The sequence below is a fragment of the Nocardia sp. NPDC102475 genome (assembly GCF_055584605.1).
In genome coordinates this window covers 352256-366464 of record NZ_JBVJLS010000004.1, presented here as the reverse complement: position 1 = coordinate 366464, position 14209 = coordinate 352256, and the positions used below count along the sequence as shown (strand labels likewise).

At 65.7% G+C, this 14209-nt stretch carries 14 protein-coding genes; 13 read left to right on the top strand and 1 reads right to left on the bottom strand.

Features of this window, described 5'->3' with window-relative positions; all coding sequences use genetic code 11:
* Nucleotides 1-18 precede the first annotated feature (18 nt).
* From ACZ60G_RS09895 to ACZ60G_RS09880, 4 genes are all read left to right on the top strand, one after another.
* Nucleotides 19-816: an AAA family ATPase gene (locus tag ACZ60G_RS09895; RefSeq protein ID WP_465808902.1), complete on the top strand. Its 798-nt coding sequence runs from the start codon at nt 19-21 to the stop codon at nt 814-816.
* A gap of 155 nt (nt 817-971) precedes the next feature.
* Complete coding sequence (locus ACZ60G_RS09890; protein ID WP_465809177.1) at nt 972-1691, top strand: hypothetical protein; 720 nt, start codon at nt 972-974, stop codon at nt 1689-1691.
* Nucleotides 1692-1718: 27 nt separating this feature from the next.
* Complete coding sequence (locus tag ACZ60G_RS09885; protein WP_465808901.1) at nt 1719-2153, top strand: hypothetical protein; 435 nt, start codon at nt 1719-1721, stop codon at nt 2151-2153.
* 4 nt (nt 2154-2157) lie between these two features.
* Nucleotides 2158-3315 (top strand): phosphotransferase, encoded by a 1158-nt coding sequence (locus ACZ60G_RS09880; RefSeq protein WP_465808899.1) that lies wholly within the window; start codon nt 2158-2160, stop codon nt 3313-3315.
* Between the two features lie 130 nt (nt 3316-3445).
* Here ACZ60G_RS09880 and ACZ60G_RS09875 read toward each other — a convergent pair whose 3' ends face one another.
* A complete protein-coding gene (locus tag ACZ60G_RS09875; protein WP_465808898.1) occupies nt 3446-4243 on the bottom strand; it encodes an SDR family NAD(P)-dependent oxidoreductase in 798 nt (265 codons plus the stop codon).
* A gap of 213 nt (nt 4244-4456) precedes the next feature.
* Here ACZ60G_RS09875 and ACZ60G_RS09870 point away from each other — a divergent pair, with 213 nt between their 5' ends.
* From ACZ60G_RS09870 to ACZ60G_RS09830, 9 genes are all read left to right on the top strand, one after another.
* Entirely contained in the window at nt 4457-5284 is an 828-nt protein-coding gene (locus tag ACZ60G_RS09870; protein ID WP_465808897.1) for a TetR/AcrR family transcriptional regulator, read from the top strand.
* A 310-nt stretch (nt 5285-5594) separates the two neighbouring features.
* The gene (locus ACZ60G_RS09865) at nt 5595-6362 is read left to right on the top strand and encodes an MlaE family ABC transporter permease (protein WP_465808895.1); all 768 of its coding nucleotides are present in this window, start codon (nt 5595-5597) and stop codon (nt 6360-6362) included.
* A gap of 5 nt (nt 6363-6367) precedes the next feature.
* Nucleotides 6368-7219, top strand: a complete 852-nt coding sequence (locus tag ACZ60G_RS09860) for an ABC transporter permease (protein WP_465808893.1) — start codon at nt 6368-6370, stop codon at nt 7217-7219.
* Nucleotides 7220-7231: 12 nt separating this feature from the next.
* On the top strand, nt 7232-8392 hold the full coding sequence (locus ACZ60G_RS09855; protein WP_465808891.1) for an MCE family protein: 1161 nt from the start codon (nt 7232-7234) through the stop codon (nt 8390-8392).
* Complete coding sequence (locus ACZ60G_RS09850; RefSeq protein ID WP_465808890.1) at nt 8389-9405, top strand: MCE family protein; 1017 nt, start codon at nt 8389-8391, stop codon at nt 9403-9405. The genes ACZ60G_RS09855 and ACZ60G_RS09850 overlap by 4 nt, the downstream gene beginning before the upstream one ends.
* Nucleotides 9402-10427: an MCE family protein gene (locus ACZ60G_RS09845; protein ID WP_465808889.1), complete on the top strand. Its 1026-nt coding sequence runs from the start codon at nt 9402-9404 to the stop codon at nt 10425-10427. Before ACZ60G_RS09850 ends, ACZ60G_RS09845 begins: the two co-directional genes overlap by 4 nt.
* On the top strand, nt 10424-11647 hold the full coding sequence (locus ACZ60G_RS09840) for an MCE family protein (RefSeq protein ID WP_465808888.1): 1224 nt from the start codon (nt 10424-10426) through the stop codon (nt 11645-11647). Before ACZ60G_RS09845 ends, ACZ60G_RS09840 begins: the two co-directional genes overlap by 4 nt.
* The gene (locus ACZ60G_RS09835; RefSeq protein WP_465808887.1) at nt 11644-12687 is read left to right on the top strand and encodes an MCE family protein; all 1044 of its coding nucleotides are present in this window, start codon (nt 11644-11646) and stop codon (nt 12685-12687) included. The genes ACZ60G_RS09840 and ACZ60G_RS09835 overlap by 4 nt, the downstream gene beginning before the upstream one ends.
* The gene (locus ACZ60G_RS09830) at nt 12684-14063 is read left to right on the top strand and encodes an MCE family protein (RefSeq protein WP_465808886.1); all 1380 of its coding nucleotides are present in this window, start codon (nt 12684-12686) and stop codon (nt 14061-14063) included. The genes ACZ60G_RS09835 and ACZ60G_RS09830 overlap by 4 nt, the downstream gene beginning before the upstream one ends.
* Nucleotides 14064-14209 lie beyond the last annotated feature (146 nt).

Below are 14209 nucleotides of genomic sequence, written 5' to 3'. Positions count from 1 at the left end.
GCGAATTCCGGAGTTCCGATGACAACCGATCTGTACTACTCCAACGGCACCGAGGTGCAGTTGTTCGAATGGGCCTTCCAGCAGCACATGCCGGTCATGCTCACCGGACCGACCGGCTGCGGCAAGACGCGATTCGTCGAGCACATGGGCCACCTGCTCGGCCGCCCGGTGGTCACCATCAGCTGCCACGACGATCTCACCTGCTCCGATCTGGTCGGCCGGTTCCTGGTATCCGGCGGCGACGTCGCCTGGCGAGACGGCCCACTGACCAAAGCCGTCAAGTCCGGTGCGATCTGCTATCTGGACGAGGTCGTCGAGGCCCGGCACGATTCGCTGGCCATCCTGCATTCGCTCACCGACCACCGGCGCACGCTGTTCCTCGATCGCGCCGACGAAGTGGTGTCCGCGCCCGGCACGTTCATGCTCGTCTGCTCCTACAATCCGGCCTACCGCAGCTCGTTCAAGGAGTTGAAGCCCTCGCTGCGACAGCGGTTCGTCACCATCGCCATGGGTTATCTGCCGCCCGAGCGCGAGGCCGAGGTGCTGGCCGCGGAGGCCGGTATCGGTCTTGCCGTCGCACGGCGACTGGTCAACTGCGCCAACACCATTCGCAATGCCGATGACGTCTTCCAATTCGAATCGCCGTCGACGCGTGTGCTGGTGGCGGCGGCGCGGCTCATCGCCGCGGGCGCGAACGAACTCGAGGCGGCCGAAGTATGTGTGCTCGCGCCGCTGAGCAGCGACGGCGCCATCAACGAAGGCCTACGCGAGATCGCGGCGGCCAGCCTGCTCACCGCCGAAGACCCGGCCGTGTAGTCACCCTAGGAGGACCGTTCGATGAACGAACAAGATCGGCAGCGCCGCCGGGCGCTCATCGTTTTCCAGATCGCCATATACGGATTTCTACTGGCGATGTTCCTGATCCAAATACAGATGTATATGACCAGGGACTGGTAGGTGCGATCATGAATATGCCGACATTCACCCTGCGCCGCGGCACCGGAAAGACAGCGCGGGAACCCTCGGTGACCTACGACGAACACCACGAGGAAAGCCGGCGTGCGCAACGTCGGGCCGACCAGTGGCTCACCGTCGGAACCGCGCTGATGGGCACCTTCATCTTCGGATTCGTCGGATTGCCGATCTTCCTGCGCGGAGTGTGGTTGCAGCGCAACGCACAACGCGACGGTCTGTCCGTCCGGCCGATCATCGTCACCCTGATCGGCTATCTGGTCATCCTCGACGCCTTCCTCAACAGCATCGGCTGGGTACTCGATCTATTCGCCAACCACACCATCGTCACGCGCGTGTTCTTCACCGCGTGGGGCAATTTCGTCGATGCCGGATACTTCTGGCACTACAACGAATTGTGGATCGGCGGCGCGGGCGCGCCCGGCGAAAAAGGCTGGGAAGTCGCGCTGATCTTCACCGTATTCCCGATGCGGGTCGCGGCCGCGATCGCATTCCTGCAGATGAAGCGCTGGGGCCACCAGTGGCTGATCGTCACCTGCTGGTTCGGTGTGGTGATCTGGATCGGCTACGTCGTCAATATGACCGTGTACGCCGATGTGCGCTTCCACGGCATCGTGCTTCCGGTGATCGGTTGGTGGTTGTACGACATCTTCTACATCACGCCATTCCTCGCGATCCCCTACCTGCACACGGTCAATCGCGAGATCTTCTCCGACTGACCTCGAATCCGGCTCCAGGAGAACACCATGAGCAATAAGTCACCCGCCGCCGAGTCGTCGCCGGAACAAGATCTGCCGCTCGGTACGACGGCGCCGTTCGCACGAATGCACAAGTGGCTCAAGCGCGGCATCCTCGTCTGCCTGATCGCATTGGTCGTCGAAGGTTCGCTGACCGTGCCCGCCCTCGCCCTCTGGTACGGCTGGCCCACCTTGTCGATCACCGAAATCTGCGACGAGATGATGAAGGTCCGCTACTCCGACGACACACTCGAATGCAACCAGGGTGCCCTCAACGCGCCACCGCTCGGCGGCAAACCCGAAGCCGCAGGCCAGACGACCGCCCAGGATCAATGGGGAGTGCAGCCGAAACCGCAGTGGAAGCATATCGGTTACCGCGAACTCGTCCGGATCCACAACGAGCGGATCGCCCGGGAACAGGCGCAGCAAACGGGACACCGGTAAGACCTTGCGATCACTCGACACCACCCTCGGCCTCGGCATGGCCGCACGAGAAGCCGTCCGGGCGGGACTCGATCGAACCGTACCCGGCCCGGCGGCGCTTCCACTGCGCATCCACGAGGTGAACGCACGCTGGCTCGGCGCGGCACTCGGTTTGCGGCCAGGCGCGATCACCGCGGTGCATGTGCTGGACGCGCATTCCGGTACCGCGGCGCGCGCTCGTATCGCCGTGAAATCCGACAGCGGCGAGGTGCCCGAGCAGCTGTTCGTGAAATTGCCGCCGCGCAACTATTTACAGCACGTCCTGATGAACGTCTTCCGCCTCGGGACCCACGAGGTCATCGCCTACCGCGCACTGGGCGCGAATCCCTCGGTGCGGGTGCCGAGATGCTATGTCGCGCAATGTGATCGACTCCGACGCCGCAGCGTCCTAGTGCTGGAGGATCTGTCGGGAACCGCGCACTTCCGTACTGTTGTCGATACGGTCACGCGCACCGAGGCGCAGGCCGTCGTCGACGCCATGGCCGATCTGCACCTCGCGTTCTGGGGTAGCGGCCGGTTCGCCAACGACCTGCGGCCGCTCACGGTGCGCACGACGGCGGATATCCGTCTCGGCGATCTCATCCGCCGCCGGTTCCTCCATGAGGTCACCGGCCATACCAGAGATCTGATACCCGAGGTGATGAAGCGCCAGTGCCGGATCTTCTACCAGCGCAGCGCGGATATCGACGCCTTCTGGGCCGCGCAGCCGCAGACCCTGATCCACGGCGACCCGCACCTGGGCAACCTCTTCTTCACCGATACCGGGCCCGGATTCCTGGACTGGCAGATCGCGACAGCCGGTGTCGGCATCCGTGATATCGCCTACTTCGCGAATGCCTCGGTCGAGCCGGATCTGCTCCGCACCATCGAAGGAGAACTCGTAGAACGGTACACGGCCCGGCTCACGGCCGCCGGGATCGGTGTCGACCTCGAGCGCATGTGGACGCTGTATCGCGCCGGTATCACCGAACTCTTCCTCGCTGCCGTCTGCACCGCCGAGGCCGGAGAGCGGATGCAGCCGTTCGAGGTGTCGCGGGTCGGCGTCGAGCGAGCCGTCGCCGGTGCCGCGGCACATGACAGTTTCGCGGTGCTGACCGCACTTGTCGACGGCAAGCGAGTCTGACGCACTGGGCGACCGACCCGAAGCTTGGGCTCGACGGCCCGACCCGAAGCTTGGACTCAGCGGCCGTCCCGCGACCTGGACTCAGCGACCTACCGGAGTCTGAGCTCAGGCGGCCTTCCCGGGCCCGGGCTCAGGTGAAATCCGAACCGCCGTCGACATTGACATTCGCACCGGTCATATACGAATTGCGGCGCGAGGCCAGAAAGGCGACGACCGGACCGATCTCCTCGGGGCGGCCCGCCCGGGGCAGCTGCGCCGGATGTCCGTAATGCTTGGCGATCTCGGCCATCAGCCGATAGGGGTCGTCGCTCTCGACGCCGACCGAGTGAGCCCAATCGACCAGCGCCGAGGTCACGAAGGTGCCGGGCGAGACGACATTCACCAGAATCTCGTCTCCAGCAAGCAACAGTGACAGATTCTTGGACGCACTCGTCACCATCGCCTTCGCGGCGGTGTAGGCCGCCAGCGGAATACTCTGCCGCTGCGTCGAATGCGCCGAAAAGTTCACTATCCGCGCCCATTCGGCCTTGCGCAGCAACGGCAGCGCCGCACGGACGCTGCGCACCATCGACAGCACGCCGTCCTCGACGGCCTCGAGCCACTGGTCGTCGGTGAGGATGTCGAAACGGCCCTGCACGGTCGGTCCGACCGCATTGACCAGCACATTGAGTTCGCCGTGCCAGCGCTGCCCCAGTTCGGCGAATGCGGCGGCGACCTGATCGGCGGCACGCACGTCCGCGACCAGTCCGATGGCATCCGGGCTGCCGCGGCGGGTCAGGTCCTCGACCGCGTCATCGAGATCCGGGCGGGAGCGACCGAGCACCGCCACCCGAGCGCCTTCGTCGGCCAGGCAGCGGGCGGTGCCCAGGCCCATGCCGCGGCTACCGCCGACCACCACCGCTGCCGCGTCGGTCAATCCCAGATCCATTGCCACCGCCTCTGTCGCGAGCTTACAGATATACATACTGTATCCACGTCAGTATGCATGCGCGACACCCGCACCGGCTCAGCGGCCCGCGACGCGCCGATAGAAGGCATCGCAGTAGGATTTACGGTTATAGGTACGATGGCTGTTGCTGTCGGTTTCCCGGGACCGGGAAACGATTGCGTCGGAGCGGACTTCACGGAGGTGGGCGCACATATGGCGAAGCGGGCAGCCGCGGAGAAACGGCCGCGGCGTGAGCGCGGATCCCTCAATCCCGGGGACATCCTCGACGGTGCGTTCGAGCTCGCGGATCAGGTGTCGCTGGACAACCTGAGCATGCCGATGCTGGCCAAACATCTCGACGTCGGCGTGACGAGCATCTACTGGTACTTCCGCAAGAAGGACGAACTGCTCAATGCCATGACCGACCGCGCGCTGCGCCAGTACGCCACCTTCGTCACGCCTTTCGTCGTCGCGAGCGACTGGCGCGAATCACTGCGCAACCACGCCCGCACCATGCGGGAGACGTTCAACGCCAATCCCATTCTCTGCGATCTGATACTCATCAGGTCGGCACTGAGCCCGGAAGCCGCGCAACTGGGCGCACGGCAGACCGAGGAGGTCATCGCCAATCTGGTCGAGGCCGGACTGTCCCTCGACGACGCCGTCGCGACCTACTCCGCTGTTCAGCTGCATGTGCGCGGATCGGTTGTGCTGCAACGCCTCTCCGACAAGAACGAGGAATCGGAGTCCGGCGCGGGCGCGTACTACGACAGCCTCACAATCTCCCCCGACACCACACCGCTGCTGGCGGAGGCGGGTTCGAAGGGCCTGCACAGCGGGGCGCCGGACGATCGGAATTTCGAGTACGGCCTCGACTGCATTCTCCAACAGGCGAGCCGGTTGCTCGAGTCGGGATCGGGCGCGAAGGCGAAGAAAGCACCCGCCAAGAAGGCACCCGCTAAAAAGGCACCCGCCAAGAAGGCAGCGCCGACGAAGTCATCGGCCACGCGCCGTCCTACCAAGGCCGCTGCGGCGAAGTAGTCACCCGCTATCCGTACCCCGCCGGAACTCGGCGGGTACGGCCGTTTACGACGGCATCTCCCCCTGCTCGATCGAGTGGGCGGCGATATCTCCTGCTCGCCGTGATCCGTTGTCGCCCTTCATGTCCGGCGACAGCGCGCATTCGCCTGTCGTAATTGCGCGCGAACACCTGGACACAATTCATCGCAAACGCCTGGGCAAGCCCCTTGCCGTGATGTATCGTCGGTCGCACTGTAAGCGCAATAGTTAGTCATTCGACCATCCCGGTGTCGGCATCGTCCACAGCGCCGAGTGGTCCGCTGGAGGATCGATGGAACTGGCACGGCTCAATACACCGGTTCGGGAAGTCGGTCAGTTCTTCGCCATGATCGCCGAGGTCGGACGGGGTTTGGTGCGGACGCGATTCCGGTTCGGCGAATTCGTCGAGCAGAGCTGGATGCTGGCGCGGGTGTCACTGCTGCCGACCATTCTGGTGGCGGTGCCGTTCACCGTACTGGTGAGCTTCACCCTCAATATCCTGTTGCGCGAGATCGGCGCGGCCACCATGAGCGGGGCGGGTGCGGCATTCGGCGCGGTCACCCAGGTCGGCCCGATGGTGACCGTACTGATCGTCGCCGGTGCGGGGGCGACGGCGATGTGCGCGGATCTGGGGTCGCGAGTCATCCGCGAGGAGATCGCGGCAATGGAAGTGCTCGGCATCGATCCCATTCAACGGCTGGTAATACCGCGTGTAGTTGCCTCGACGATGATCGCGGTACTGCTCAACGGTCTGGTGTGCGCTATCGGAATCACCGGCGGATTCGTGTTCTCGGTATTGCTGCAGGGCGTGAATCCAGGAGCGTTCGCCGCCGGTGTCACATTGCTGACCGGGTCGACCGAGCTCGCCATCTCCGCGGTCAAGGCCATGCTGTTCGGACTGATCGCCGGACTGGTGGCGTGCTATCGCGGCCTGTCGGTATCCGGTGGCCCGAAAAGCGTCGGGCAGGCGGTCAACGAAACCGTGGTCTACGCGTTCATCGCCCTCTTCGTGGTGAACACCGTGGTGACCGCGGCCGGAATCCGATTCTCGGGGAGGTGATTTCGATGGGTATCGCCGAAACCGGCAAATTCGTCCGCACCCGGCAGCGGCTGGGCCGCTGGAACCACGAAATCGATGCCGTCGGTGCGCGAATCGTCTTCTATGGCAAGGCAATTCTGCAAACTCCCGGCGCGGTGGCCAGACATCCGGGCGAAACCCTGCGCCTGGTGGCCGAAATCAGTATGGGCAGTGGTGCTCTCGCGATGATCGGCGGAACCGCGGCGATCGTCGGATTCATGACGCTGGCGACCGGCAGCACCATCGCGATCCAGGGTTTCAGCTCTTTGGGCAATATCGGCATCGAGGCGCTGTCCGGATTCCTGTCGGCCTTCATCAATGTGCGGATCGCGGTGCCGGTGATCTCGGGGATCGCCTTGTCGGCGACGCTCGGGGCCGGGGCGACGGCGCAGATCGGGGCCATGCGGATCGCCGAGGAGATCGACGCGCTCGAGTCCATGGCCATCCGGCCGGTGCCCTATGTGGTGAGCACGCGCGTCGCGGCGGGCATGATCACGATCATCCCACTGTATTCGCTGGCATTGGCGGCGTCGTTCCTGGCGGGACGGTTGACCACAGTGGTGATTTTCGGGCAGTCACCCGGACTGTACGACCACTACTTCTCGACCTTTCTCAATCCGCTCGACGTGGCGTGGTCGTTCGTGCAGGCGATCGCGATCGCGGTGCTGGTGATGCTGATCCACACCCATTACGGATTCACCGCCGCAGGGGGTCCGGCGGGAGTGGGCGCTGCGGTCGGGCGGGCCGTGCGGATGTCGCTGATCATGGTGGTCCTCGTCGTGCTCCTGGTATCACTCGCGTTGTACGGCGGCACCGGCAATTTCCACCTTTCCGGATAGGGCGTGGATGCAATGGTGCAGCAAGTAATGCTGAAACTCGCGGTGCTCGGGCTGGTGGTCGTGACGGTGGGTGTCGGCTGGCTGGTGCTGGGCAGCTACCAGCAGCGCTTCGCCGACTGGGTGACGGTGACGGTGATCGCCGATCGTGCCGGGCTGGTCATGGACCGCGGCGCGAAGGTCACTATGACCGGCGTCGAGGTCGGCGAGGTGACGGCGATCGAGTACGGCTCCGGTCAGGCCCGGCTGACGCTGCGCGTGCATCGCTCGGCGCTGACGTCGATTCCGGCCGATGTCACCGCCGAGATCACCTCCAATACCGTCTTCGGCGCGAAGTTCGTCAGCTTCGACGCGCCGCACCCGGCCGCCGTCGAACGGCTGGCTCCCGGCGCGGAGATCGACATTTCGCGCGTCACCGTCGAAATCAATACCGTCTTCGAGCAACTCACCAACCTGCTGCGCGTGGTCGACCCCGCGCAACTCGAGGCGACCCTCGGCGCGCTGGCGACGGCACTGCAGGGCCGCGGTGACCGGCTCGGCGCGGCAATCGACCACGCCGCCGGTGTGCTCGCTCAATTGAATGCCGCCGATCCCGGATTCGCCGAGTTGCTGCGCACTGCGGCACCCACCGCGGAGCTCTACGCGGACATCGCACCGGATCTGCTGCGCACGCTGGACGCCCTCACCACGACGAGCCACTCGGTGGTCGACGAGCAGCGCCAACTCTCGGTGCTGCTCGCCAGCACCGCGACCGTCTCGAATACCGGCTCGGATCTGCTGGCGCACAACGGTTCCGGTCTCGCGGACGTACTGCGGCTGCTGGACCCCACCACCGCACTGCTGGCCTTGTACTCGCCCGAAATCCCTTGCGTGTTCAAGGGAATCACTGCGGGCAACGAAGCCAACCCCGCCGCCTACACCGGGCAGCCGGGCATCAAGATGTTCGCCGGGCTGGTACCGGGCGCGACGCCGTACCACTATCCGGAAGACCTACCCAAGGTCAACGCGACCGGCGGGCCGAACTGTATGGGGTTGCCCTACACCGACCCGGTCGTAAACGTGCCGTACATGGTCACCGACACCGGCGCGAATCCGTACGATCCGACGCGGCAGGCGATCGGACTGCGGACCCCGGACCTCGTCAGCTACCTGCTGGGTCTCGGGGGTGGCCGGTGAACCGGTCGCGCGCACTGAAATTGGGCATCTTCGTGCTGGTCATGGTCTTGGTGAACGGCGCGATGATCCTGGTGTTCACACAGGTCGACGCCGGAGGCTCGCGGACCTATCACGCGGTGTTCACCGACGCGTCCGGAATGCGTCCCGGCGCGAAGGTCCGCATCGCGGGGGTTCCGGTCGGATCGGTCGGCGCGGTGCGCTACGGCGCGGACCACCGGGCCCACGTCGACTTCTCGATCACCACGAACGACCGGCCGACCACGTCCACGCGGGCCGCCATCCGATACGAGGACCTCGTCGGCAACCGCTACCTCGAACTGCAGCGCGGGCCGGAAACCACGCAACTGCCGGTGGGCGGAACCATCCAACCGCCGAACACCGCGCCCGCGCTCGATCTGGACGCCCTGCTCGGCGGATTCCATCCGCTGCTGCAAGCGCTGGACCCGCGACAGGTCAACGAGCTATCGATGGCATTGCTGAAGATCTTCCAGGGTCGCGCGGGAACCATCGCGGAGGTGCTGACCCGGGTCGGCTCGGTCACCAGCACGCTGGCCGATCGCGATCAGGTCATCGGGCGGGTGATCACCAACCTGAATACGGTTCTCACCGAAATCGCTTCGCGGGGCGACCAATTCAGCAGCACCCTCGACCATCTGCAGCAGCTGGTGTCGGGTCTGGCGCAGGACCGGGACATCCTCGGTCACGCGGTCGACAGCCTCGACGGCGCCGCCGACGCGTTCACCGGCCTGCTCGCCGATGTGCGCCCCGATCTGTCCGCGACGGTCAGCCAGTTGAACGCCGCGCTCACACCGACCACCAACCACATCGACACTCTCGACGAAGTGCTCAACCGGCTCCCGGACGACTACCGCAAGCTGATCCGGATGGGCACCTACGGATCCTTCTTCAACTTCTATCTGTGCGGCCTGTCGTTCAAACTGACCGGCGCGGACGGCCGCCCGGTGGTCATCGAGATGACCGACCAGCAGACCGGCAGGTGCGCGCGGAAATGAATCGACTCTCCCAGCGCGAAGCCGGTCGCATCGGTCTCATCGGCATCGTCCTCACCGCGGCGATCTGTTCGGTCTCACTGCAATTCGACAAGATCCCGCTGCTCAGCACCCAGCCCCTGCGGTACGGGGCGCTGTTCGACGATGCGAGCGGTCTGCACGTCGACGACGACGTTTCGGCCGCGGGAGTGCGGGTCGGCACCGTCACCGACATCACCGTGGACAGCGGTCACGCGCGCGTCACTTTCACCGCCGACCCGGATATCGCACTCGGCGACGCGACCACCGCCACCATCAAGACCACCTCACTGCTCGGTCGGCGCGCCGTCGAACTGGCCCCTGCCGGTGTGGGCCGTCTGCGCACCGGCGACACCATCCCGCTCGACCGAACCCGTTCCGGTTACACGCTGCCGACCATCCTCAACGAGGCCACCACAGCCATCCGGGATATCGACCTCGACCAGTTGACCCGCGCGCTCGACAGCGCCTCCGATGTCCTCTCGGCGGCCGCACCGCAGGTGCGACCCGCGCTCGACGGGATGCGACGCCTCGCCGAATCGGTCAACCAGCGCGATGTCGCGTTGCGTGGCCTGCTCACCGGTGCCGAGCAGGTGACATCGGCACTGGCGAAGCGCGGGCCGCAGGTGAATTCCCTGCTGCTCGACGGCAATTCGCTGCTCGGGGAATTACAGGCCCGCAGTGGGGCGCTGGGCGGGCTCATCACCGGAATCGACCAGCTGTCGCGGCAACTGTCCGGCCTGGTGCACGACACCGATGCCGACCTGGCACCGGCCCTGGACAAGCTCGGGCAGGTTCTCACGGTGCTGAACAACAATCGCGACAACGTGGCAAATTGCATCCAAGGGCTGTCCACATATATCGGCACGCTCGGCGACGCCGTGGCGAGCGGCCCCTACTTCTACGCATACCTGCAGAACCTCGTACCCGCCGACTACACACAGCCCCTGATCAATACGGTGCTCGGTCTTCCGCCGGCGCCCCTACCGATCCCGCAGGTCCGATGATTGCCCGAATTCGACCCGGCGCCTTCCGAATTCGACCCGGCGCCCGCAGCCGGTGGCTGCTCCGACTCACCGCCGCCGCGCTGGCGCTCGCCGTCGTGGTCGCCGGATACGACACCGTCCAGCGGTCACGCTATTACAGCGTCACCGCGCATTTCACCTCCACCAGCGGTCTGTACGTCGGTGACGAGGTTCGCGTGGTCGGGGTGAAGGTGGGCACCATCGAGGCGATCGAGCCGCACGGCACCGAACTCACGGTGCGCATGCGACTGCCGCGGTCGCTGCGGTTACCGGTCGACGTGAAGGCCGTGATCATGGCCCAGAGCCTGGTCGCCGCCCGGTTCATCCAGCTCACCCCCGCCTGGACCGGCGGGCCCAGTGCCGGTCGCGAGGTCGATATCCCGGTGGACCGCACCGCCGTACCGGTCGAATGGGATCAGGTGGAGGAGCAACTGTCTCGGGTCACCGGCGCGCTCGCGCCGCGGCCCGATGACCCCACCGGACCCGGCGCCCGATTTCTCGGATCCGCCGCCGCGGCGATGAACGGCAATGGCGACACCCTGCGGTCCAGCCTCGATCAACTCTCCGCCACCATGGCGACGTTGTCCGCCGGCAGCGCGGACCTGTTCGGCACCGTGCGCAACCTACAGGCGTTCACCACCGCACTGGCGGCCAGCGAGCAGCAGATAGTGGTATTCCAGGGTCGGCTGGCATCAGTCAGCGAGGTGCTGGCGGGCAACCGCAGCGATCTGTCGACCGCGCTGGGCACCCTGGACACCGCCATCGGCGATATCCAGGCATTCGTCACCGAGCATCGTGATGGGCTCACCACACAGGTGCGCCAGCTCGTCGACGCCACCGATGTGATCGTCGCCCAGCGCGATGCGCTGGAAACCGTGCTGCACCGCGCGCCCACCGCGCTGTCGAACTACTACAACACCTACAACCCGGGGCAGGGCGCGATGACCGGCGTTCCTGGCCCCCAAAATTTCGGCAATCCCATCAATTTCATCTGCGGCGGCATCGCCGCCCTCGCGAACGCCACCTCCGAGCAAGGAGCCCAGCTGTGCGCGCAATACCTCGGGCCGCTACTGAACACGCTGCGGATGAACTACCCGCCGGTGAGCATCAACCCGTCCACCGGCACCGGCGTGGGTCCCGGCCAACTCGTCTACAGCCCACCGCGATTACAGCAGCTTCTGCTGCCGGGACAGCCGCGATGAGCACGGCCCGCCGTCCCGCAGCACTGCTGTGCGGAATCGTACTGTGCGCCACGGTATCCGGATGCCAGTGGACCGGATTGAATTCACTGCCGCTGCCCGGGACGCAGGGCCACGGCCCCGGCAGCTACCACGTGGTCATCGAGATGCCGGACGTCACCACCATCACCCCGAACTCACCGGTACTCGTCGACGATGTGGAAGTCGGCACCATCACGACCATCACCACCGAGGACTGGCATGCGCGAGTGACCGTGGCGCTCAACGGTTCCGTCGTGCTGCCGGCCAATGCCACCGCCAAAATCGGGCAGACCAGCCTGCTGGGCTCGACCCACGTCGAACTCACCGCACCGGCCGACCCGCGGGGCACGCTGATCGAGGGCAGTGTGATCCCGCTGGAGCGAGCGGGCAGCTATCCCACCACCGAGCAGACGCTCGCGGCGCTGTCCATGGTGCTCAACGGCGGTGGGCTGGGACATCTGCAGACCATTGTCACCGAGGCCACCAAAGCAATTGCTGGACACGAAGACTCGATCGGCAATGTGCTCGATGGAATGAATACGCTACTCGGCGAATTGGATTCGCAGCGGCACGCGATAACCGCCACCCTGGACAATCTCGACAGGTTCGCCGCTCAGCTGTCCAGTGACAACGACACCATCGGTCGAGCCGTCGCCGCCATCGACCCCGCACTCGGCGTGCTCAACGCGCAGCGGCGCGACCTCACCGATGCCTTCGCGGCACTGACTCGATTCGGCGACGCCGGAACCGCCCTGGTACGACAGATCCACGGAGACCTGAAGCAGAACCTGGCCAACCTCGCACCGACCCTGCAGCAGATCGCCGCAACCGGAGACGATCTCGTCGCCAATATCAACCAGCTCGCCACCTTCCCGTTCCCGCCCGTCTCCATCACGAACGGCATCCACGGCGACTACATGAACCTGTGGGCGGAAGCGGATCTCACGCTGCCGCGGCTGCAGCAAGGCCTGCTGTTCGGTACCCCGTTCGCCGCCCCACCGGCGAGCGGAGGCGGCCGATGAGTACCGACCCGAGGGGTGGGCGTACTTCCCGCCTCGTCCGCAACCAGCTGATCGTCTTCACGATCATCGCGCTGGTGTCGACGACTTTCACCGGCATCTACTATCTACGGATTCCGGCGGCACTCGATATCGGCCGCTACCGCGTGACCGTCGAATTGCCAAGGGCCGGTGGACTTTATCGCAACGCCAATGTCACCTACGACGGGCATACGATCGGCCGCGTCACCTCCGTCGACCTGGCACCCACCGGAGTCACCGCGACGCTGTCGCTGATCGACTCGGTCGCCGTACCCGCCGACCTGACCGCACGGGTCCGCAGTATGTCGGCGATCGGCGAACAATACGTCGATCTGCAACCCGCGGCCGCCCACGGGCCGTTCCTGCGCGATGGCGATACGATCGCCGTCGACCGCGTGCGGGTAGCCGACCGGATCGGCCCCATCCTGGAGCAGACTCGCGCGATCCTCGCCTCGCTCCCACCCGACACCCTGCACACGGTGCTCGACGAGTCCGCGCGCGGATTCGGCGGTGCGGGAAAGGATGTGGCGAGCCTATTGGACTCCACCGTCACCTTCGTCGACGCCATGGCCGCCAATGGCGACGCCCTCACCACCCTCGTTCAGCAACTCACCCCGCTGCTGAACACCCAGGTGGTCAGCAATGCCGAAATCCGTGATTGGACCGCGAATCTGGCCTATCTCACCGAACAGCTCCGCACCGCCGACCCCGCCGTGCGCAATATCCTGGAACGCGGTCCGGCCGCGGCCGACGATGCCAACCAGCTGTTCCAGAATCTGGCACCGACACTGCCGCTGCTGCTGGCCAATTTGACCACCGTGGGACAGGTCGCCCTGACCTACAACCCAGCCATCGAGCAGATCCTGGTCCTGCTGCCGCCCCTGATCGCAGCCGAGAACACCGCCGGTGCACGCGGCGCAGCCGACGGCGGCGCCAATGTCGTCTTCTCCGTGGAGGTTCAGGATCCCGCCGCCTGCACCACCGGATATCTCTCCGCCGACGAACGCCGCAGCCCCACCGACACCAGTACCCCCGATACCCCGCCCAATCTGTACTGCAATGTCCCGCAGGATTCGCAGTTCGCCGTGCGCGGCACGCGGAACCTGCCGTGCCTGGAAAACCCGGGCGTGCGCGCCGCGACCCCCGAGCAGTGCCGCAACGGGGTGATACCGCCCGCCGGAAACAATGGGCCGTTCGAGTTGAGCCCCTCACCCGCGCCCGCGGGAGTCGCCCACTATCTGCCCGGCAGCCCCATGTATCTGACGCCGGACGGAAATCCCTACCGCCACATCGACATCAACCGACCAGACTCCCAGGAAGCGTCATGGACCTCACTGTTGACCGCTCCGATTCCCTGACCGCGACCGACGCTGCGACCGCGTTGATGACGGAACCGCCGCGGCGTCGGCGGGCAACCCGGCCGACCGGGCCACCGTGCGAGTCCTCGGATCCCCCGGATGCCGTGGCGAGCACTGATACAACGCCATGCGCGGGCAAACCACCG